Origin of the sequence: Chachezhania antarctica, from assembly GCF_003646465.1 — a bacterium.
GTDB lineage: Bacteria > Pseudomonadota > Alphaproteobacteria > Rhodobacterales > Rhodobacteraceae > Chachezhania > Chachezhania antarctica.
In genome coordinates, this window is sequence record NZ_QZEX01000005.1 from 138,544 (window position 1) to 158,650 (window position 20,107).

Below are 20,107 nucleotides of genomic sequence, written 5' to 3' on the forward strand. Positions count from 1 at the left end.
TATCCTCCGGTGTTTTATTGGCGCTCGTCGAACGCCCCGATCGCGGTCGTGAAATCAGCGACCGGTTCAGCCGCTGGTGGTGAAGAGAGCGACGGCGTCGCCATCCGCTGCCATCGATGCCCGCAGCGGCGCGCCCGAGGTGGTGAACATCTCCACCGCTTCGCCTTTGGCGGCCGACGAACCGGTCGGGCTGCAGGCGGTCATGAAGAGGCCAACCGCATCGCTGGTCGACGCGTCCGAGGCATGAACGGGGCTGCCCGAAGTCGTGAACAGATCCACCGCTTCACCGCCGGTTGCCGACGAACCCGTGGGGGCACAGGCGGTCATGTAGAGGCCGACCGCATCGCCGTTGGTGGCGTCCGATGCGTGCGCCGGGCTGCCCGACGTGGTGAACAGGTCAACCGCCTCACCGCTGGTCGCCGACGATCCGGTGGGGGCACAGGCAGTCATGTAGAGGCCGACCGCGTCGCCGTTCGTCGCGTCCGAGGCATGCACAGGGCTTCCCGACGTGGTGAACAGGTCAACCGCCTCACCGCTGGCGGCGTCAGACGCACGCACCGGACCACCCGAAGTTGTGAAGAGACCAGTGGCCGCTCCGTCGAGCAGGCTCGCTGCACGCACAGGGCTGCCGGAGGTGGTGAAAAGCCCGGTGGCATCGCCCGAGATCGCGTCGGACATCGACGGCGCACCAGAGGTCGTGAACAGCCCGGCGGCATCGCCCGACAGCATGTCCGCAGCCGGTGACGACGGATTTTCGATAGCAAAGTCAATGATTTGTTTCAGAGCAGTCATCGGAGGTCATCCCTTTCACAGGTCCAAGAGTGCCTTCACGATCTCAATTCAGACACGAACCGCAAGAGATTTGTTCTACCAAGGGCTGTCGGATACAACTTATCCACATAAGGAAAATCCGACAGAATATTGACGCTCTTGAGAAACAGTTTTGACCGGAATACGGGAAATTTTTTTATCCACAGCGCGTCAATGGACGCTTTTTCGGCCCAGATCCGCATCAACTTTAACGGTTCTACCGCGAATCGGCATTCCCGTTGCCGCGATTCAGCGCCAATTTCGCGACCTTCGAGTCGGATTCGCCCGGGTTCGCCGCCGGCCAAAGCCGATCCGCCGGCCCTTGCCGCCCCCCGCCGATTGCGAAATGATCCCCCCGAAGCACGGGAGCAGCACGATGAAACTGGCGACATTCAACATCAACGGCATCAAGGCGCGGATCGCCGCCCTGCCCGCGTGGCTCGACGAGGCGCAGCCCGACATCGTGCTGCTGCAGGAGATCAAGTCGGTCGATGAAAACTTCCCGACGGAATTGTTCGAGGACCGCGGCTACCAGGTGGCGACCCATGGTCAAAAGGGCTTCAACGGGGTGGCGATCCTGTCGAAATACCCGCTGGAAGACGTCGACCGTGGCCTGCCGGGCGATCCGGAGGACGTTCAGGCCCGCTGGATCGAGGCGACGGTGGTGGTGGGCGACACCGCGCTCAGGATCTGCGGGCTGTACCTGCCCAACGGCAACCCGGCGCCGGGGCCGAAATTCGACTACAAGCTCGCGTGGATGGACCGTCTGGAAGCCCGCGCCCGCGCGCTGCTGGCAGACGAGACCTGCGCGCTGCTGGCCGGCGATTTCAACATCATACCCCAGGCCGAAGACGCCGCCCGCCCCGATGCCTGGCGCGACGATGCGCTGTTCCGCCCCGAAAGCCGCGCGGCGTTCCAGCGGATCCAGTACCTTGGCTACACCGACGCCATCCGCGCCCGCAGTCAGGCGCCGGGGCTCTATTCCTTCTGGGATTACCAGGCCGGTGCATGGAACCGGAACGACGGCATCCGCATCGACCACGTGATGATGACCCCGCAATGCGCCGACCGGATGGTCGATTGCGGCATCGACAAGCAGATCCGCGGCTACGAGAAGCCGTCCGACCACGTGCCTGTCTGGGTGGAGCTAGATCTCTGACGCGTCCGTCGCCGGTACCGGGTCGTCCCCGGCATCACCGTCGGCATCCGTTTGCGGCGCTCTCGCCCCCCAGAACTCGGTCTTGACCCATTCGCGACGTTCGGCAAACCCCGGCAGGTGCCGGATCGCTTCGATCCGGGCCTCGTGGGCGTCGCAGCAGGCGTCGTGCCGGGCGCACAGCTCAGGATCGGTCATCAGGTCGTCGTAGACAGCCCGCGCCGCCGGATCGAGCCGTTCGAAGGTCGATGTGCGGAAATCGTTGTGATCCCGCAGACGCCAGTAGCGCCGCGCCATTTCTCGTTTCTTGGCCACCACATCGCCGCGATCCATCTTCACGACATAGGAATCCAGCGACCGCAGGGCGAAATGGTCCAGCGAGACCAGATCGTACCGGCCACTGGCACCGACCCCGTTGATCTTGTGATCTTCCATGAAGTCTTTGATGCGCTGACCGGACCCATCCAGCCAGATCACCTCGCCCAGGGCAGACTGCAGATCCGGGCGATGGTTGCGCACCGCCCTGACCCGGCTGGACATGCGGGTGATGCACTTCACCCCGCGATGCGCCTTGCGCACTTTCGGCGCTTCGGTCTGATGCGCCGGAAACAGGTCCCGAAGGAACCCGCGTTGATAGCTCTCCTGGAAATTCGAGCCGTGGTTCAGCTCGCTCATCGCCAGCACGTCGAAATCGCCCACCGCCTCGAACAGCGCGGCCAGCGTTCCATCGCCCACGCGCACGTTGATGAATTCGTCCACGTCCATCGAGATCACGAAATCGGCTTCGTGGAACTCCTTCAGGAAGTGCATGTAGCGGTGCGCATTGGGCTGGAAGTGGTTCGGCTGTTGCATGATCGCCGAAGGGTTCGGCAGATGCCGCACCAGGCCCAGATCGTCGAGCCGGTCCAGCAGCCTGTCGGTCCCGTCGCTGCAATCATTGGTCATCACCACGATATCGGTGACGCCCGCGGCCCGGTGCCAGGCGACCCATTCCAGGATGAAGGGGCCTTCGTTCTTCATGCAGGTGACAATCGCGATCTTTGGATCCGGCACCGGCCAGCGCCTGAAGGAACGCACCGGCATGATCGTACCGCCCGGGCGTGGCGTGTCTGTCTCAATCCGCTCGAACGCCTTGACGGTGCTTTCGGGGCGGCTCCCCGGGACAAAGCGGAACCCTTTCGAGGCCAGAACATCCACGATCGACCGGACACCGCCCTGCCCGTACACCTTCGGGTGCAGCTCGATCACGATATGGCGCAAGCTCGACAGGTCGGCATCGTCGAAAAGGCCCAGTTCCCCCCCTTCAACGTCACAGGACAGCACTGTCGGGCGTGTTTCCTCCAGCAGCCGGGCGAAGGATATCGACTGGATCTGCAGCTCGGTTTCGTAGGGCCGGCTGTCGGGTTCCATCGAAGAAGCCCAGAAGTCGCCGCGGATGTAGAACGGATGGCTGCCCGCCTCGTCCGTTGTCACGACGCCGTTGCGGACATCGACGTTCCTGGCTTCGTTCAGGCGCAGGGTTTCGTGGATCATGGGGATCAGCGCGGGGTTGGCCTCGATCGCCGTGACCTGTTCCACCCCTTCGACCGCCGCGGCCGAGGCCGCCAGAAGGCCCACGCCAGCCCCCAGTTCCAGAACCCTGTCCCCGGGTTTCAGCACGGCCCGCAAGTTGCGCAGTTCGCCGCCTTCATAGCGGTGCTTGCGTAGCGGGCCTTCGATCGGCGGCGTAATGATCTCGGGCACAAAGGGCACCTTGATGCCATTGGTTTCGATCACTTCGGAATATTCGGGAAGTGGGGCGATGCCGCCCGGCGCAGAATGCATGGAAATGGTCCGCCTCGTTACCCGGCGCTGAGCGATTGCCGGGTTTCCAGTCAGTCTACCCTGCCGCAGTGGCAAGCGCAAAGCCTGCGTCGTGGGCCGATCGGGTTCCCCGGCGCTGGCACGCTGTGTAAGGATTTCATGACAGATCGCCCCCGCAGGAACGGAAAACGGAGACACGAGACAGATGGCCAAGCCCCGACACAGCCCCCCGCGCCTGGCGGATGCCGATTTCTCCCGCAAGATCGGCAAGGACACGTACGCCAAGCGGCTGAAGCGGTTGCAGTTGAAACTGGTGAAGATCCAGCAATCCTACCTGTTTTCCTCCCGCAAGGCGGTGATCGTCTTCGAAGGCTGGGATGCCGCGGGCAAGGGCGGCACGATCCGCCGCCTGTCGATGCCGCTGGACCCGCGCAGCTTCAAGGTCTGGCCCATCGGCGCGCCGCGGGACTACTACCTCGACCGTCACTACCTGCTGCGCTTCATGGAACGCCTGCCGCCTGCCGGCGCGATCTCGGTCTTCGACCGCAGCTGGTACGGACGGGTGCTGGTGGAGCGTGTTGAAGGCTTGGCGCCCAAGGATCGCTGGCAAGCCGCCTACCGCGAGATCCGCGACTTCGAAAGGATGCTGCTGGACGACAACACCCGGCTGGTGAAGCTTTTCTTCCACATCACGCCGGAAGAGCAGTTGCGACGCTTCCAGGAACGCCTCCACGATCCGCTGAAGCGCTGGAAACTGACCTACGAGGATTTCCGCAACCGCGAGAAATGGGGCGATTATGCGGACGCCATCGACGACATGTTCCACCACACCTCGCGGCCCGAAGCGCCCTGGCACCTGATACCGTCGGTCCACAAGAAGACGGCCCGCATCGCCGCGCTGACCCTGATCACGGACGAGCTCTCCCGCGGTATCGACCTGGACCCGCCCCTGCCCGACGGCAAGGTGCTGAAGGCGGCGGACAAGGTGATGGACATCGACCCCGACCTGATCGACAGCCTGCAGGGCCGCACGGATTAGGGTTCCGGGGGTGAGGGGCGCGGGTTGCGGTGCGTGGGAACCACGCACCCTACGCCCATGGCGCGGGGTCGTCTGACAGAACCTGGCCGAAGACATTTTCGCGATGCCAGCTCAGGTTCGCCGGGTGCGGGGCATCCCGCGGATCCTCCGGCTGCAATAGCTTGCCGTTCGGTGCCAGCAACCGGCCGACCACGTCCCCCGGCACCTTGTTGTGCGAGACAAGGATCGTCTCGCAATCCTCGGCGACCGAGATCAGGCCGCGGTCGAACATCCAGTGTAGCGTGCCCGACAAGGCCAGGCCATTCCGCACGGAATCGCTGCCCTGCTGGTCCACCGGCCGGATATGCGCCGCCTGCACCTCCGGCCGCCCGCCCCCGTTGCGGAGCCTCAGACCGGACATGGCACAGCGATAGCCATAGGCCTCCCGCACCTTCCGGCGAAACGCGACATCCCGATACGGCCTGCGGGTCAGCCGCTCCAGGACAGGCCGTTCGAACGGTTCCGCCCCTTCGGCAAATTCGGCTGGCCGGGCGGCATAACGGGTCTCCTCGATCCGCTCCAGATCCTGCGGCAGGCCCAGGTTGACGATCCGGGCAAAATCGGCCTCCGGCAACCGTCGGACGGCCAGCTGAACCGCACCGCCCTTCTTCGGAGACCCGTCCGGCTCGGTCAGCGCCGCCTCCAGCGGTCTGCCCTCGATCAACCGCGGTACCTCCCTGTCGAATGGCAGATAGCTTGCGGGCGCGATCAGGGCCAGGAAACGCCCCTCCACGCCGGGCTTGGGAATGACCGTCGAGATCTGCGCAACCGCAAAGTATCCGCGCGGCCCGGCCTTCACCGGTTCGTAGTAGACGATCCAATCGCCCACGGCCTCCCGAACGGCCTTCAGATACGACCGCGGGAAATCGTAGACGACATCGGGTTCGTCTTCGTAGATCGAATCCGCCTTGTGCAGAAGAACAAGCTTCACCATGCACGCCAGGAAATCCGGCACGTGCAGGAAGGCAAGCGTTTTCTCGTCTAAAGGGATCCGCGCCACCGCACCGCCAGGAAGCGACGGTCAGGACCCAAACCGCCGCCCCCACTTCTTTGGTCTTCAAATACCTCGGGGGAGCGCGCCCGGAACGGGCGGGCGAGGGCAGAGCCCCTTCACCGCGCCACGCGATGGACAGGACCCGTAGGGTGCGTGGTCCCCACGCACCGCACCGCTTACTTGGTCAGTTCCTTCATGCCCTTCTCAAGGCCGGCCAGCGTCATCGGGACCATGTTGTCCTCGAAGATGTCGCGGACCATCTTGATCGACTGGGTATAATCCCAGTACTTCTCGGGCACCGGGTTGATCCACAGGTTCGACCGCCACTGCTCCCGCGTGCGCTGCAGCCACACCTGCCCCGCTTCCGCGTTCCAGTGTTCGTTGGCGCCGCCGGGGTAGGCGATCTCGTAGGGCGACATCGACGCATCGCCCACGAAGATGCACTTGTAGTCGGGGCCGTAGGTGCGCATCACCTCTTCCGTCGGTGTCTGTTCCGACCAGCGCCGCTTGTTGTCCTTCCATACGCCTTCGTAGAGGCAATTGTGGAAGTAGTAGTGCTCCAGGTGCTTGAACTCGGTCCGGGCCGCGGAAAACAGTTCCTCCACCACCTTCACATGGGCGTCCATCGAACCGCCCACATCCAGGAACAGCACCACCTTCACGGCATTGCGCCGCTCGGGGCGGACCTTCACGTCCAGATAGCCGTTTTCGGCCGTCGACCGGATCGTGCCGTCCAGATCCAGCTCCTCGGCCGCGCCTTCGCGCGCCCAGCGGCGCAGGCGTTTCAGCGCGACCTTGATGTTGCGCGTGCCCAACTCGACCGAGTCGTCGAAATTCCGGAACTCGCGCTTGTCCCAGACCTTCACGGCGCGGCCGTGGCGGCCTTCCTTCTGGCCGATGCGCACGCCTTCGGGGTTGTAGCCATAGGCGCCGAAGGGCGAGGTGCCGGCCGTGCCGATCCACTTGTTGCCGCCCTGGTGGCGTTTTTCCTGCTCCTCCAGACGCTTCTTCAGCGTCTCCATCAGCTTCTCGAACCCGCCCGCGGCCTCGATCTCCTTGCGCTCTTCTTCCGACAGGTGCTTCTCGGCCATCTTCTCCAGCCAGTCGGCGGGCAGATCCACGGCGTCGATCACGTTCTGGATCGAGATCTCTTCCAGCCCCTGGAACGTCGCGGCGAAGGCCTGGTCGAACTTGTCGATGTTGCGTTCGTCCTTCACCATCGACGCGCGGGCCAGGTAGTAGAAGCCTTCCACGTCGTAGGTGACCAGCCCCGCCTTCATCGCTTCGAGAAAGGTCAGGTATTCCCGAAGCGATACGGGAATGGCCGCTTTCCGCAGGTTTTCGAAGAAGGGCTGGAACATGTTTTCATACCATGGTGCGGGTTATGATGATCGTGGCTAGCACCCCGACAAGGGAAAACGCAATGCCGTAGGCCGCTGCGTAATGGGCCACGTCCCAGCCCTTGCCGCCCTTCCGGCGGGCCGCGAAGGCCCCGTAGGCGGCCCCGATCAATGCTGCAATGAAGACAATCATGCCGTCCCCTTCCGTTCTGGGCTGCCCCCCGGCGCGGGCGCGGATGCGCGCCCTATCGTGGCGAAACAGCCGTTCGGGGATGCACATAGGCCAGCCGGGCGGGATTGGAAACAACGCGTGTGACCGCAGGCGCCGTTGCGCCGCCAAGGTCCGGCATCGCAAGGCTCGCCATCACCTGGTTGCGATCCCGGATCTGCTGGCGCCGCACCGGGTTCAGCGCCGCGATCTCGACCAACTTGGCGCGTACCTCCGCGTCCGAGCCGAACCCGTACCGCGCCCAGCCAAGGCTGTCATGGCGGGTCTGGCGGGCCTTGTCGGTCTGGCCCTGCAGATCGTAGGCCTCGGCCTCGAGCAGCATCAGCGTTGCCAGGAGCGCCGCGTTCTGCCCCTTCTCGGCCACGGCAAGCTGCGGGCGGATCAGGCGCAGCGCCCCGGCCCCGTCGCCGCGGGCCACGGCATAGGCGGCCATCTGGGTCGTGATGAAGGCGCGGTGCAGCCCGGTGTCGGGCGTGCCGTCCAGGTACCCCAGCGCCGCGCGGTAATGGCGTTGCGCCAGGTCCGGATCGCGCAGCTGGGTCATCCGGCCCAGCATGTAGTAGGTGAAGGCCCGGCGGTGATCGGTCCAGCCCAGCTCCTGCGCCAGCCGCGCGGCCCGTTGCGCGGCGGCCTCGCGCTCGGCCGGGCTTGCATCGGGGCCCAGCGTGACCTGCACGTCGTCGACCCATTCCGGCGGCGTGGGCTGCACGCCCCGCGCCCGGCGCCGGTCGCCCGCGGGATTCAGGCGCGACAGGATCCCGGGCAGGCGCGCGGCGACCTCGTCCTGGGTCATCCCGTTCCACAATTCGGGCGCGTAGGTGGCCTGCAGGATCAGCATGTCGAAGCCGGTCAGCACTGTGTGGACGTTGTCGTCGTTGAAGATCGAATCCGGCAGGCGGTAGAGATCGTTCAGCGGCCCCAGCGCCTGGGCCAGTTCCTCGTGCAGGCAATCGCGGACTTCCTGTGGCGGGGCGTCGTTCGGCACGAAGACCCCGATCCGTTCGCGCACCTTCAGCCCCGACCACGTGATCCGGTTGCTGTTCCGCAGGCGGCGGTAATCGGCAAGGCTGGTGACATTGGGCACCACGAAACAGGCCGCCCCCGGCAGCGTGCGCGTGATGTCGTCACGGCTGAGCGCGATGACCGTGATGTTGGCCGGGCCGTGATCGATCTCGGATATGTCGATCCCCGCCTCGACCCGCAGCCGCGCCAGCAGGCGGGCCAGGTCCGGTTCCAGCTGCGGCGGGATCTCTCCCGTCACCTTGACCGTGATCGGCTCGCGGAAGCGGGTGAAGGTGTCGAGCGTCTTGCCGCTCTCCAGCCGGAAATGCAGGTCCAGGAAATCCTGTGCGATATCGGCATTCGACCGCGTCGGCGCCTGCGCGTTCGCCCCGGAAAAGACCTTCATCGGCGGCAGGGCGCTTTCGGCCGGTTGAGCCCGCGTCGCGGTTTCCGCGGGCGCCGCGCCGAAGGGCGACGCACCGCAGGCGGCCAACAGGCAGACAAGACCCAGCGCCGCGCCCCGGATCGCGTGCCGGCCGCCGGGGGTCACGGGCGGGCGTACTTGATGAACGGGGTCAGCACGCCGATGCGGTCGTAAAGCTTGCGGGCGGTTTCGTTGAAATCCTGCGTCAGCCAGTAGACCGACGGCGCGCCCTTTTCGTCGGCGGCCTTGTAGACCGCCTCGATCAGCGCGCGGCCCACGCCCAGGCCGCGGACCTCGGGGCGGGCGTAAAGATCCTGCAGGTAGCACACGTTCTCGATCTTCCAGCCGTGGCGGTGGAACAGGTAATGGACCAGCCCCACGAGGCGCCCGCCCTGCTCGGCCACGAGGCACGAGAAATCCTGCGGATCGTCCCCCAGCATCCGCGCGAAGGTGCTGTCATAGACCTCCTCCGCGACGGAGGTTTCGTAGAATTCGAGGTAGGCCATCCAAAGCTCGGCCCACTCCGCGCGGTCGGACGGTTCAAGCGGGCGGATGGTGAGGGAACGGGCGTCCGTGGACGGGGCTGTATCTGTCATGACGGCAGGTTGGCAGAGGCCGCGACAACGGACAAGTGGTCTTCGCGCGACATCAGCAGGGCCGTGCCACATCGCGCCGACGGTCGGGACATTTCCGGCCACGCGCGAAGGCCCTGCCCGCGGTCAGTGCATCGGTGAAGCGACCCACCCCTTCTTCCCGCCAAGCCTTCTCCCGGTCGCCTGTCGACGCCCAACGCCGCAGTCCTTTGTATTTCGTGGTGCAAATGAGCGCTATGGGCACGGAGCGCTATGTCGGCTTCGAGCCCAAACTGCAAGTTCGTCGGGGTACAGCTAACCTCTGCATTCTGGCGTTTATCCGTTTTCAAGATGCGCCGGTGTGCTAAGGTATGAAGCACATAGATGGGGGGTGAGCCGGATTGAGAAAAGAACCTATTCATCAATCAATCAAGAAGCGTCTCGGATTCCCCGAGGACGAAACGGACAATGAAGTTTATAGAGACTGGAAAGCTCGTCTTAAACGAGTTTGCAAGCCATGTTGGGAGCTTAAGTATTGTCCGTATGGGCCATTTATTGAGCAATCACCGATTTTACCCGGCGAAAGGGCGGGTCAGACTGAACACGTCGAATATCTAAAGTCATGTATCGAGACTGGAACTGTCGGAGAGATTGTGGCGCTCGATGTCCAGTTGCGTCAAGACTATGAGGACTGGCTGAACGACGATCAAATACTCATCGAACAAGTTTTGTATGAATGGATGCAGTTTGAACACTACGACACAATTAGTAGTATCAAAAATGATGAAGAGCGTCTCGCTGCCCTACTAGGGAAAAACCTTCCACCGATACATGAGTATCGGATCGAGTTTGATGAGGGCGCTCCCAGAACTTACTCTAAAGAAGATTTCACACCTGAATTCTGGGAAAAGCTTCAGGTAGGGGTTGCCGAGAGAAAGCGGAAATTAAGAAGTGCACTAAACGATTGGAAAATTGATCAGCGTAGGCCCATTGAGCCAGCGCGCCGGGAGATGTTTCAGGAGATGATTGCGGATTTTGATCCGGACAACCATCCCGAAAGTATTCCCAGCATTTTTAGGGACGGTGAATGCTCAATCTTTGGTCACATATGCCCAGTGTTCTTTACCGCAGAAATCGCTACAGAGTCCGAAATGGAACGCCGCCTAGGTCGCAGGCAACTCAGGTTTGAAACGATGATGCGGATTGTCCGACGCGACGACTACCGCTGCCAACACTGCAAGAAGAAGCTTCGCGACGACGAGGTCGAATTCGACCACATTATTCCAGTCTCAAAAGGAGGCAGCTCTGAAGAACACAACATGAGGTTGACATGTTTCGACTGTAATCGTGACAAATCAGACGATTATACACCTTGACGATTTTCTGGAGCACTCGTTGTTTGTTGCGCATTAAACTTTTTACTATAAGAGCATTGAGCTAGACCAACGCATCCAGTGCTCGATGCAGCAACCCTATCGGAAAATTTCGCGCATTCAATGCGATGGCGCTATGTTAGGGCAACTTCCGAGATTCGGCTCTCGCTCAACGGCAGCTTTGTCCGCAAAGCCTACCCCTGGCACGGAAGTCTCCCGAAGATTCCCTCGGGAGACTTTATTGGAAATAGCTTCTTTCCCGCAGGGATCTTGGCCACAAGTTGCGCCCCGACATGCAAAGGGCTGGGGCCAAGGCCCGGATTTTCGAATTCCTGGCCTCTATCGAGGCAGGGGAAAAGCGTAGGCTACTAGCGCTGCGTGCCGCGGACCATGAAGGCCAGGCGTTCGAACAGGTGCACGTCCTGTTCGTTCTTCAGAAGCGCGCCGTGCAGTTTCGGCAGGGCGTTCGCGCCGTCGCGTTTCAGGTCCTCGGCGGTCAGATCCTCGGCCAGGAGCAGCTTCAGCCAGTCCAGCACTTCCGAGGTCGATGGTTTCTTCTTCAACCCCGGCGTTTCGCGCACTTCGTAGAACTGCGTCAGCGCCGTGGTCAGCAGCTGTTCCTTCACGCCCGGATGGTGCACGTCGACGATCTTGCGCATCGTGGCTTCGTCCGGGAAGCGGATGTAATGGAAGAAACAGCGGCGCAGGAAGGCGTCGGGCAGCTCCTTTTCGTTGTTCGAGGTGATGATCACGATCGGGCGGTGCTTGGCCTTGATCGTCTCGCCCGTCTCGTAGACGAAGAACTCCATCTTGTCGATTTCCTGAAGCAGGTCGTTCGGGAATTCGACGTCGGCCTTGTCGATCTCGTCGATCAGCAGCACGACGCGTTCGTCCGCCGCGAAGGCGTCCCAGAGCTTGCCGCGCTTGATGTAGTTCGACACGTCGCGCACGCGTTCGTCGCCCAGCTGGCTGTCGCGCAGGCGGCTCACGGCGTCGTATTCGTACAGGCCCTGCTGCGCGCGGGTGGTGGACTTGATGTTCCACTCGATCATCGGCACGCCAAGCGACGTTGCCACCTGCCGGGCCAGTTCCGTTTTGCCGGTTCCGGGCTCGCCCTTCACCAGCAGCGGCCGTTCCAGCGTGATCGCCGCGTTGACGGCGACCGTCAGGTCGTCGGTGGAAACATAGTCTTCGGTGCCGTCGAAGCGCGCGGTCATCAGGTGCAACCCTCTCAAATTTCAACCTGTCGGGTGGTAAACGGGCAGGTCCGGCTTTTCAAGCCTGACGACCGTCCGGGACGCGCCGTTATTCGATCACGTGGGTCGAATTGCCCGCCGGCACCTCGACCATGGGGCCGTGGCAGGCGCCCAGGGCATCAACGGCGTAGAACAGGTGCGATGCCCGCGACTGGACGAACACGGATTCGCCGGGCTGCAGGAACGCCATTTCCTTGCCCGCGCCCGTCTGGTCGACCCAGTAGAGCGTCACGGGGATCTTTGCGCGGTTCTCGAACGTGATGTCGCCCGGCTCCTGCGCATTGGGCGATCCCATCCCCTTCTGCGGCAGGCACGAGGTGAGCGCGGCGGTCCCCGACGCTACGGCGCCCACCGGCCCCCCTTTCGACGGGAGCGCGACGGGCAGCACCTTGTTCGTCCCGGGATCGGGCTTGATCAGATCGTACCAGCAGGCCTCGAGCGTCTGGAGCGCGGCGGTCGACCCGGCAAGCGGCTGGAACAGCCGCCTGGAGTTGTCGATGCTGACGAACATGTTGTTGCCCGCCGCCATCGCCTCGCGCAGCGGCGTGTCGAAGGGGCCGTGGGCATTGCCCTCGAACACGAAGAACGTGTCCTCGAAGATCCGGCCGTCGATCTGGATGACGACGTGCACGTCGGCCTCGTCCGGCTTGTCGGTGGGCAGGACCAGTTCGAAATTGGCCGCCGGAACAAGGCTCATGATCACCAGCAGGTCGGCCCCCCGGGGCGACAGCGCCTTGCAGCCGTAGAGATCGGACTGGTGAACTTCCCAGCCGCTTGCGGACTGATAGTGCTGGCCGATGTCGAACGCTGTCGCGCCTGTCGCGACCAGCGTGATTGCGGCAGCCGACAGGACCCTACCGAAAAACCGACCCATGCGATTCCCCTGTTACCGAAATGCCTCCCGGGTGCCGTGCTCCGCTGGCCTGTCCCCAGCGGTACCGGCGATCGGGCCCGAACCGACGTTACGCCCCCCCCTGCGCCATGCAAGCGAAATAGGGGATTTGGCCGCCTTGCCCTACGGTCACTTCCCCGCATCGGAGGCACGGGCATCGCGCTCGTTCGGGGGAATCCGCGGCCCAAAGGCGGCGCCGCCAGGTTTGGACGCGTGATGGAATCGGCAACGCCCGTCCGGCGGGCTCTCGCCGCGCCGGGCCGCCGTCAACGCCGGGACACAATCTTTCGCCGCGCCGGCCTGCCGTTTCCTGATCTTGTCGAAAACACCGGGACCCGCGGAATCAAACGCGACTCCGGTTAGCCCTGTTCGCCGCGCCCCCGCACCGGCAGGCCAGAAAACCCCGGTCATTCCAAGCGCTTGGCCGGGAACGCCCAAAGGTTCAGCAGGTGCAGGTTCTTAACGCAATTGGGCTAGGAATGTGTAGTGACAATCCCGGGGACCTCGGATAAACGCACGGCAGAAGGGGGCCGAATGTCTGGAAATTCTCAAGAGATGGACGTTAGGGGCCAAACTGAGGGGACCACCATGAAGCAGGAAGTTTTTCTTCCGGAGGACTATCGTCCTGCCGAAGACGAACCCTTTATGAATGACCGTCAGACGGAATACTTCCGTCGCAAGCTTCTCGCCTGGAAGCAGGACCTTCTTGCCGACAGCCGCGACACGATCGAAGGGTTGCAGGACGGCACCCGCAACATTCCCGATGTCGCCGACCGCGCGAGCGAGGAAACCGACCGCGCGCTGGAACTGCGCACCCGTGATCGCCAGCGCAAGCTGGTCGCCAAGATCGACAGTGCGCTTCGCCGCATCGACGAAGGCGAATACGGCTACTGCGAAGTGACGGGCGACCCGATCTCGCTGAAACGGCTGGATGCGCGTCCCATCGCCACGATGAGCCTCGAGGCGCAGGAGCGCCACGAACGCCGCGAACGCGTCCACCGCGACGACTGACGATACCGGACAGGCCCGCTCCTGTCCGACACGCCGATCCGGCCGCGCAATGCGGTCAGGGGCGATGCCGTCCCCCCGGCACGCCCAACCCGGAATTTTGCCGCCGGAGCCTCAGGGTCCGGCGGTTCGCGTTTCCCCCGCCAAGGATCCGACCTGGTGACCTCTCCCCCGCTTTCCGGCCTGTCCTGCGTCATCGTCGGCGCCGGAATCGGCGGTCTGACCGCCGCACTTGCGCTGAAGGCCCGTGGCGCGGACGTGATGGTCTGCGAACAGGCGCCCGAAATCGCTGAAGTGGGCGCGGGCCTTCAGGTCAGCCCCAATGGCGGCGCGGTGCTGCGGGCGCTTGGGCTGGCTCCCGCGCTGGAACAGGCCGCCGTCAGGGCCTCCGCCGTGATTCTGCGCGATTACCGCCGGTTGGGCGACGTGCTGCGGATGGATCTGCCCACGGGGGACGACGGCCACGTCTACGGGCTCGTCCACCGCGCCGACCTGATCGCACTGCTGGCCGATGCGGCCCGCGCGCGCGACATCCCCATCCAGCTGGGCCGCAAGGTCTCCCACGCCCGGCCCGGCGACCGGCCCCAGCTGCACTTCGACGACGGGGACCGCCTGCACCCCGATCTCGTCATCGGGGCCGATGGCGTCCACGCAGCGACACGCGCGGCGCTGAACGGCCCGGCGGAACCGCGCTTCACCGGCCATATCGCGTGGCGCGCCACTGTGCCCTGCAACGCGCCGGATGACAGCACGGTCGCGCTCTACATGGGTCCGGGCCGCCACCTTGTCCGCTACCCGCTGCGCGGCGGCCGGCTGATGAACATCGTCGCCGTTGAAGAACGCCGCACGTGGACCGCCGAAGGCTGGCATCACGGCGACGACCCCGAAAACCTGCGCCGCGCCTTCGCCCGCTTCCGGGGCGAGGTGCCCGCGCTGCTGGACCGCGTCGAAAACGTCAATCTCTGGGGGCTCTTCCGCCATCCCGTGGCGGACAGCTGGACAGGGCCCGGCATGGCGATCCTTGGCGATGCCGCCCATCCCACCCTGCCGTTCCTGGCCCAGGGCGCCAACCTTGCCATGGAAGACGCCTGGGTCCTGGCCCGCGCGCTGGCCGAGGCGCCGGGCGCCATGGAACACCGCCTGTCAGCCTACCAGCAGGCCCGCCGCCCGCGGGCGGAAAAGGTCATCACGGCCTCCACCCGCAATGCCTGGAAGTACCATGTCCGCTTCCCGCCCGCCCGCCTGATCGGGCACACGGGCCTTAAGGTTCTGGGCCGCATCGCCCCCGACAGAATGTCGCGCCAGTACGACTGGATCCACGCCCACGACGTGACCGCCTAGGCGCAATCCGCGCGCATCCCGTCCAATTCAACGGAACTTGACTGCCCGGCGCGCCAACCCTCCCTTGAGCCGGACCGCCATGGCCCCTATGTTGACACCGTTGAAGGAGACCAATCATGTTCGGCATTCCCGGCAAAAACGCCGTGACCCTCACGCCCCGCGCCGTGGCGCAGATCACCAAGCTGATGGACAAGAGCGGCCATCAGGGCCTGCGTGTCGGCGTCAAGAAGGGCGGCTGTGCGGGCATGGAATACACGATGGATTACGTCACGCGGGACGATACGCTTGATCCCAATGACGAAGTCGTGGAGCAGGACGGCGCCAAGGTGATGATCGCGCCCATGGCGCAGATGTTCCTGTTCGGCACCGAAATCGACTACCAGATCGGCCTTCTGGATTCCGGCTTCCGCTTCAACAACCCCAACGTGACCGAAGAATGCGGCTGCGGGGAATCGATCAAGTTCGGCTCGGTCGAGGAAATGGCCGGCGCCTTCAAGCTGCCCGCCCAGAGCTGACGCACTCGGCGCGGCCCGTCCCATACCATTCGACGCATCCCCGCGGCAGCGCTTGCCGCGCCGGTCCGCATTGCCTATCCCAACAAGGGGACACTTGCGAGAAAAGGGGAGCGTGATGCGGCAGAAACTGGCGGCAGGAAACTGGAAGATGAACGGGCTCGTGTCCGATCTCGGCATGATCGACACGCTGACCAGCGCCCATCCAAAGCCCTCCAGCGAGGTGCTGTTGTGCCTGCCCGCAACGCTGATCGCGCCAGCCGTCCAGCGCTTCGCCAAAGCGCCCGTTTCCTTCGGCGGACAGGATTGCCACGCCGAAACCTCGGGCGCCTTCACCGGCGATGTCTCGGCCGCGATGCTGAAGGACGCGGGCGCAACCCACGTGATCCTTGGTCATTCGGAACGCCGCACCGCCTATGACGAACAGGACGATGCCGTCCGCGCCAAGGCGCAAGCGGTGACGGCCGCCGGGCTCACCGCCATCATCTGCGTCGGCGAAAGCCTCGAAGACCGCGAAGCCGCGAAAACGCTCGACCTGATCGGCGGGCAGATGTCGGGCTCGATCCCCGACGAGGCGACGGGCGGGAACTTCGTGCTGGCCTATGAACCGATCTGGGCCATCGGCACCGGGCTCACCCCCACCATGGACCAGATCGCCGAGGTGCACGATTTCATGCGCGCGCAGCTTGAAGACCGTTTCGGCGAAGGCATCGGCCAGTCCGTGCGGCTTCTCTACGGCGGCTCCGTCAAACCCGCCAACGCCGACGAGATCTTCGCCGTCCCGAACGTCGACGGCGCGCTGGTGGGTGGCGCCAGCCTGAAGGCCGAAGATTTCGGCGGCATCGTCAAGGCGCTCGACGCCGCCGAAGGCTGACAGGTGCTGCCCAAGGTCAGCCAAAGCCCGGTCGACCCCGGCTTCGTGCAGAACCCCTACCCGTTCTACGACCGCGCCCGCGCCACCGGCCAGCTGGTCCACTGGTCCGACTACAAGATGCCCGCGGCAACCACCCACGCCGCGGTGCAGGCGATCCTGCGCGACCGCCGCTTCGGACGCGAAGTCCCGGCGGAACTGGCCACTGCGCCGCCCCCGCACCTCGCCCCGTTCTACGCGGTCGAGGATCATTCGATGCTCGATGCCGAACCGCCCCGGCACACCCGCCTGCGCGGTCTGGTCAACCGCGCCTTCACCTCGCGCCGGATCGCGTCGCTGTCACCGTGGATCGAGGTGCTCTGCCACGACCTGATCGACGGTTTCCCGGCGGAGCCGTTCGACCTGATCCCGGCCTGTTGCGCCCGCGTCCCCGTCCTGACCATCGCCCGCCTGCTGGGCGTGCCCGCGGACATGGCGCCCCAACTGCTTCGCTGGTCCCACGACATGGTGGCGATGTACCAGTCCACCCGCACCCGCGCGGTCGAGGACCGCGCAGCCGAAGCCGCGACCGATTTCGCCACCTACATCGCAAGCTACGCCGACACCCGCCGCACCGCCCCGGCGGACGACCTGATCACGGATCTCCTGAAGGCCGAGGCCGAAGGCGACCGCCTGTCCACCCCGGAACTCGTGACCACCTGCATCCTGCTGCTGAACGCGGGCCACGAGGCGACGGTCCACGCGCTCGGCAATGGCATCAAGGCGCTGATCGAGACCGGCACCGGCACGGCCTGCACAACGCCCGAAGGCGCGGAACAGGCGGCCGAAGAAATCCTCCGCCACGACCCACCGCTGCATGTCTTCACCCGCTACGCCTACGAGGAGATCGACCTCCACGGCCACCGCTTCCAGCGCGGCGACCAGGTGGCCCTCCTGCTGGGCGCCGCCGGACGCGATCCGGACGTCTGGGAGCAACCTCACGACTTCGATCCGACCCGACCGCCGAAACCCCACGCGGCCTTCGGCGCCGGGCTGCATTTCTGCCTCGGCGCCCCGCTGGCGCGTCTGGAGATGCGGCTGGCCCTGCAGGTCCTGTTCACGAGATGTCCCAACCTGCGCCTGGCCGAACCGCCGGTCTATGGCGACACCTACCATTTCCACGGGCTCACCCGGCTACAAGTCACGGCCTGAGCGCCGGCGTCGCAAGGGAGCTCTGCCCCCGCCACGCCTGCGGCGCGACTCCCCCGAGGAACTTGAAGACCAAAGAAGCCAGGGTCCCGGTCTTCTTCTCTTTCCAAATACTCCCGCCGGAGGCATCCGCCGCACGCTACGTTCGACCGGCCCAAGGGTATCCCGTAGGGTGCGTGCTCTGCACGCACCACCCCCGGCCGCGGCGGCAGGACAGCGTCACTCGCTATCGAGCGGCAGCGCCGTGGTGGATTTGATCTCTTCCATCGATAGCAACGCGGTCACATTATGGATCCGCACGTCCTTGATCAGCGCCTGGTAGAACGCGTCGTAGGCGCGGGCGTTCTTCACGCGGACCTTCAGGATATAGTCGATATCGCCCGCCAAACGGTGCGCTTCCTGCACCTCCGGACGCGCGCGGACGGTGGCCAAAAACTTGTCGAGCCATTCCGACGCGTGCTCCGACGTGCGGACCAGAACGAAGAAACAGGCCTCGAACCCCAGCGCCTCGGCGTCCAGCACGACGGTCTGGGGGCCCACCACCCCGGCGTCCCGCATCTTGCGGATCCGGTTCCACACCGGCGTCTTGGAGGAGCCCACGCGACTCGCGATTTCATCCAGCGACTGGCCCGCGTCGCGCTGCAGTTCGGAAAGGATTTTCCGGTCCAGCTCGTCGATCCGCACGTTCATCCCAAACACTCCCCGTTTCGGGGACCCGCGTTCCGACGCATTGCAGCATTGGAACGCATGTCCTTATTCTCCCGACCATATGGCGTCAGGCAGGAATAATTTCCTATATTCCACTCAAGAGCAGGGCAACAGCCCGAAAACCGTGGAGCAAACGCAAAGTGCAGCATTTTCCGATCTTCCTGGCCACCACCGGTGCCCGCGTCGTGCTTTCAGGTGGCGGACCGGCGGCGCTCGCCAAGCTGCGTCTGCTGATGAAGACCGAGGCGCGGATCGATGTCTATGCCCCGGATCCCGCCCCCGAGATCGAGGGCTGGGCCGAGGATGGCGCCCTGCACCTGCACCGCCGCGCGCTGGCCGAAGCTGACATCGCCGGCGCCACGCTTGTCTATGCCGCCGACGAGGACGAGGCCATCGACGCCGACACCGCCCGCTGGGCGAAAGCGGCCGGTATCCTGTGCAACGTCGTCGACAACCTCGCCGCCAGCGCCTTCATCACGCCCGCCATGGTCGACCGCGATCCGGTCTGCGTGGCCATCGGCACCGAAGGCGCGGCCCCGGTCCTAGCACGCCGGATCAAGGCCGATCTTGAATCGCGCCTGCCCGCCACGCTGGGCCGCCTTGCCCGCGCGGGCAAGAAGTTCCGCGGCAAGGCGGACGAACTGCCCCATGGCCGCATCCGCCGCGCGTTCTGGGACAGGTTCTACAGCACCGACGGCCCCCGCGCCTTCGACCGCGCAGGCGATGACGGGCTGGAACCGGCGCTGCAGGATCTTTTTGCCGAATATTCCTACAAGGCCGCAACGCCCCAGGCCCCCAAACCCGGTCACGTGACCTTCGTCGGCGCAGGGCCCGGCGATCCGGAACTCCTGACGCTGAAGGCCCGCCGTGCGCTGCACGAGGCCGACGTCGTGATCCACGACCGGCTCGTCACGCCCGCGATCCTGGAACTGGCGCGCCGCGAGGCGACGATCCTCGACATGGGGAAGGAAGCCTTCGGCCCCTCGACCCCGCAGGCCGAAATCGACATGGCCATCGCCGCCCACGCCAGAACGGGCGCCCATGTGGTGCGCCTGAAATCCGGCGATGCGACCATCTTCGGGCGCCTCGATGAGGAGATCGCGGCGTGCGAGGCCGCGGGCGTCGACTGGTCCATCGTGCCGGGCATCACCTCGGCCTCGGCCGCCGTTGCGACCATTGGCCAAAGCCTGACGCAGCGCGGGCGGAACGGGTCGGTCACCTTCCTGACCGGCCATGACGTCAAGGGCTTCGCCGATCAGGACTGGGCCAAGCTGGCCGCGCCCGGATCGGTCGCCGCGATCTACATGGGCAAGGCTGCCGCGCGTTTCCTGCAGGGGCGGTTGATGATGCACGGCGCAGCGGGTACCACCCCCGTGACCGTGGTCGAGAACGCCTCCCGCCCGGAGGAAAAGATCCTCGGCACCACCCTTGGCGCCCTGCCCCAAACCCTTTCCGACGCGGGCCTTGATGGCCCTGCGCTCATCCTCTTCGGCCTTGCCCCGCGTCGCGCGGCGGCCGCCCTGACAGACCTTGAAAAGGAGCTTGCCTGA

19 protein-coding genes are annotated in these 20,107 nt (G+C 64.8%); 9 read left to right on the forward strand and 10 right to left on the reverse strand.

The features are described 5' to 3' along the window. Positions 1 to 66: 66 nt before the first annotated feature. Entirely contained in the window at positions 67 to 792 is a 726-nt protein-coding gene (locus D4754_RS11550; protein ID WP_121063668.1) for a DUF6749 family protein, read from the reverse strand. Positions 793 to 1,186: 394 nt separating this feature from the next. Here D4754_RS11550 and xth point away from each other — a divergent pair, with 394 nt between their 5' ends. After that, positions 1,187 to 1,969: an exodeoxyribonuclease III gene (gene xth, locus D4754_RS11555; protein ID WP_121063670.1), complete on the forward strand. Its 783-nt coding sequence runs from the start codon at positions 1,187 to 1,189 to the stop codon at positions 1,967 to 1,969. Here xth and D4754_RS11560 read toward each other — a convergent pair. Continuing rightward, the gene (locus D4754_RS11560) at positions 1,958 to 3,790 is read right to left on the reverse strand and encodes an FkbM family methyltransferase (protein ID WP_121063672.1); all 1,833 of its coding nucleotides are present in this window, start codon (positions 3,788 to 3,790) and stop codon (positions 1,958 to 1,960) included. The genes xth and D4754_RS11560 overlap by 12 nt on opposite strands. Before the next feature lie 184 nt (positions 3,791 to 3,974). On the opposite strand from D4754_RS11560, the gene D4754_RS11565 reads away from it, so the two are divergent. Beyond that, the gene (locus tag D4754_RS11565; protein ID WP_121063674.1) at positions 3,975 to 4,808 is read left to right on the forward strand and encodes a polyphosphate kinase 2 family protein; all 834 of its coding nucleotides are present in this window, start codon (positions 3,975 to 3,977) and stop codon (positions 4,806 to 4,808) included. A gap of 49 nt (positions 4,809 to 4,857) precedes the next feature. Here the strand turns inward: D4754_RS11565 and D4754_RS11570 are convergent, their stop codons facing one another. From D4754_RS11570 to D4754_RS11590, 5 genes are all read right to left on the reverse strand, one after another. Beyond that, complete coding sequence (locus D4754_RS11570; protein WP_121063676.1) at positions 4,858 to 5,781, reverse strand: HNH endonuclease; 924 nt, start codon at positions 5,779 to 5,781, stop codon at positions 4,858 to 4,860. A gap of 236 nt (positions 5,782 to 6,017) precedes the next feature. Next, positions 6,018 to 7,202, reverse strand: a complete 1,185-nt coding sequence (locus D4754_RS11575) for a vWA domain-containing protein (RefSeq protein WP_121063678.1) — start codon at positions 7,200 to 7,202, stop codon at positions 6,018 to 6,020. Between the two features lie 4 nt (positions 7,203 to 7,206). Next, entirely contained in the window at positions 7,207 to 7,374 is a 168-nt protein-coding gene (locus D4754_RS11580; protein WP_121063680.1) for an apolipoprotein acyltransferase, read from the reverse strand. Positions 7,375 to 7,426: 52 nt separating this feature from the next. Further along, on the reverse strand, positions 7,427 to 8,962 hold the full coding sequence (locus tag D4754_RS11585; RefSeq protein ID WP_338031146.1) for a DUF2927 domain-containing protein: 1,536 nt from the start codon (positions 8,960 to 8,962) through the stop codon (positions 7,427 to 7,429). Beyond that, positions 8,959 to 9,432, reverse strand: coding sequence for a GNAT family N-acetyltransferase (locus tag D4754_RS11590; protein ID WP_121063682.1), 474 nt, complete (start codon positions 9,430 to 9,432; stop codon positions 8,959 to 8,961). The genes D4754_RS11585 and D4754_RS11590 overlap by 4 nt, the downstream gene beginning before the upstream one ends. A gap of 377 nt (positions 9,433 to 9,809) precedes the next feature. On the opposite strand from D4754_RS11590, the gene D4754_RS11595 reads away from it, so the two are divergent. Continuing rightward, a complete protein-coding gene (locus D4754_RS11595) occupies positions 9,810 to 10,784 on the forward strand; it encodes an HNH endonuclease (RefSeq protein ID WP_163025890.1) in 975 nt (324 codons plus the stop codon). A 365-nt stretch (positions 10,785 to 11,149) separates the two neighbouring features. Here D4754_RS11595 and D4754_RS11600 read toward each other — a convergent pair whose 3' ends face one another. Together D4754_RS11600 and D4754_RS11605 are read right to left on the reverse strand one after the other, a co-directional pair. Then, entirely contained in the window at positions 11,150 to 11,998 is an 849-nt protein-coding gene (locus tag D4754_RS11600; RefSeq protein WP_121063686.1) for an AAA family ATPase, read from the reverse strand. Positions 11,999 to 12,086: 88 nt separating this feature from the next. After that, a complete protein-coding gene (locus D4754_RS11605; RefSeq protein ID WP_121063688.1) occupies positions 12,087 to 12,911 on the reverse strand; it encodes a hypothetical protein in 825 nt (274 codons plus the stop codon). A gap of 606 nt (positions 12,912 to 13,517) precedes the next feature. Between D4754_RS11605 and dksA the strand changes: the two genes are divergently transcribed. The 5 genes from dksA to D4754_RS11630 all read left to right on the forward strand — a co-directional run bounded on the left by dksA (position 13,518) and on the right by D4754_RS11630 (position 17,852). Beyond that, a complete protein-coding gene (gene dksA / locus D4754_RS11610; protein ID WP_121063689.1) occupies positions 13,518 to 13,940 on the forward strand; it encodes an RNA polymerase-binding protein DksA in 423 nt (140 codons plus the stop codon). A gap of 156 nt (positions 13,941 to 14,096) precedes the next feature. Then, positions 14,097 to 15,278 carry an FAD-dependent monooxygenase gene (locus tag D4754_RS11615; RefSeq protein ID WP_121063691.1) on the forward strand — a complete coding sequence of 394 codons (1,182 nt, stop codon included), beginning with the start codon at positions 14,097 to 14,099 and terminating at the stop codon, positions 15,276 to 15,278. A gap of 116 nt (positions 15,279 to 15,394) precedes the next feature. Continuing rightward, complete coding sequence (locus D4754_RS11620; protein ID WP_121063693.1) at positions 15,395 to 15,793, forward strand: HesB/IscA family protein; 399 nt, start codon at positions 15,395 to 15,397, stop codon at positions 15,791 to 15,793. 115 nt (positions 15,794 to 15,908) lie between these two features. Next, positions 15,909 to 16,664 carry a triose-phosphate isomerase gene (tpiA, locus tag D4754_RS11625; RefSeq protein WP_121063695.1) on the forward strand — a complete coding sequence of 252 codons (756 nt, stop codon included), beginning with the start codon at positions 15,909 to 15,911 and terminating at the stop codon, positions 16,662 to 16,664. Positions 16,665 to 16,670: 6 nt separating this feature from the next. Next, positions 16,671 to 17,852, forward strand: coding sequence for a cytochrome P450 (locus D4754_RS11630; protein ID WP_121064079.1), 1,182 nt, complete (start codon positions 16,671 to 16,673; stop codon positions 17,850 to 17,852). A 216-nt stretch (positions 17,853 to 18,068) separates the two neighbouring features. On the opposite strand, the gene D4754_RS11635 is transcribed toward D4754_RS11630, so the two are convergent. Further along, positions 18,069 to 18,539, reverse strand: a complete 471-nt coding sequence (locus D4754_RS11635; protein ID WP_121063697.1) for an Lrp/AsnC family transcriptional regulator — start codon at positions 18,537 to 18,539, stop codon at positions 18,069 to 18,071. Between the two features lie 158 nt (positions 18,540 to 18,697). On the opposite strand from D4754_RS11635, the gene cysG reads away from it, so the two are divergent. Next, entirely contained in the window at positions 18,698 to 20,107 is a 1,410-nt protein-coding gene (cysG, locus tag D4754_RS11640; protein WP_121063699.1) for a siroheme synthase CysG, read from the forward strand.

What these genes read in the sequence shown, in the direction of transcription:
- D4754_RS11550 (WP_121063668.1), bottom strand. Translation starts at nt 792, where the DNA reads ATGACTGCTCTGAAACAAATCATTGACTTTGCTATCGAAAATCCGTCG.
- xth (WP_121063670.1), top strand. Translation starts at nt 1,187, where the DNA reads ATGAAACTGGCGACATTCAACATCAACGGCATCAAGGCGCGGATCGCC.
- D4754_RS11560 (WP_121063672.1), bottom strand. Translation starts at nt 3,790, where the DNA reads ATGCATTCTGCGCCGGGCGGCATCGCCCCACTTCCCGAATATTCCGAA.
- D4754_RS11565 (WP_121063674.1), top strand. Translation starts at nt 3,975, where the DNA reads ATGGCCAAGCCCCGACACAGCCCCCCGCGCCTGGCGGATGCCGATTTC.
- D4754_RS11570 (WP_121063676.1), bottom strand. Translation starts at nt 5,781, where the DNA reads ATGGTGAAGCTTGTTCTTCTGCACAAGGCGGATTCGATCTACGAAGAC.
- D4754_RS11575 (WP_121063678.1), bottom strand. Translation starts at nt 7,202, where the DNA reads ATGTTCCAGCCCTTCTTCGAAAACCTGCGGAAAGCGGCCATTCCCGTA.
- D4754_RS11580 (WP_121063680.1), bottom strand. Translation starts at nt 7,374, where the DNA reads ATGATTGTCTTCATTGCAGCATTGATCGGGGCCGCCTACGGGGCCTTC.
- D4754_RS11590 (WP_121063682.1), bottom strand. Translation starts at nt 9,432, where the DNA reads ATGACAGATACAGCCCCGTCCACGGACGCCCGTTCCCTCACCATCCGC.
- D4754_RS11600 (WP_121063686.1), bottom strand. Translation starts at nt 11,998, where the DNA reads ATGACCGCGCGCTTCGACGGCACCGAAGACTATGTTTCCACCGACGAC.
- D4754_RS11605 (WP_121063688.1), bottom strand. Translation starts at nt 12,911, where the DNA reads ATGGGTCGGTTTTTCGGTAGGGTCCTGTCGGCTGCCGCAATCACGCTG.
- dksA (WP_121063689.1), top strand. Translation starts at nt 13,518, where the DNA reads ATGAAGCAGGAAGTTTTTCTTCCGGAGGACTATCGTCCTGCCGAAGAC.
- D4754_RS11620 (WP_121063693.1), top strand. Translation starts at nt 15,395, where the DNA reads ATGTTCGGCATTCCCGGCAAAAACGCCGTGACCCTCACGCCCCGCGCC.
- tpiA (WP_121063695.1), top strand. Translation starts at nt 15,909, where the DNA reads ATGCGGCAGAAACTGGCGGCAGGAAACTGGAAGATGAACGGGCTCGTG.
- D4754_RS11635 (WP_121063697.1), bottom strand. Translation starts at nt 18,539, where the DNA reads ATGAACGTGCGGATCGACGAGCTGGACCGGAAAATCCTTTCCGAACTG.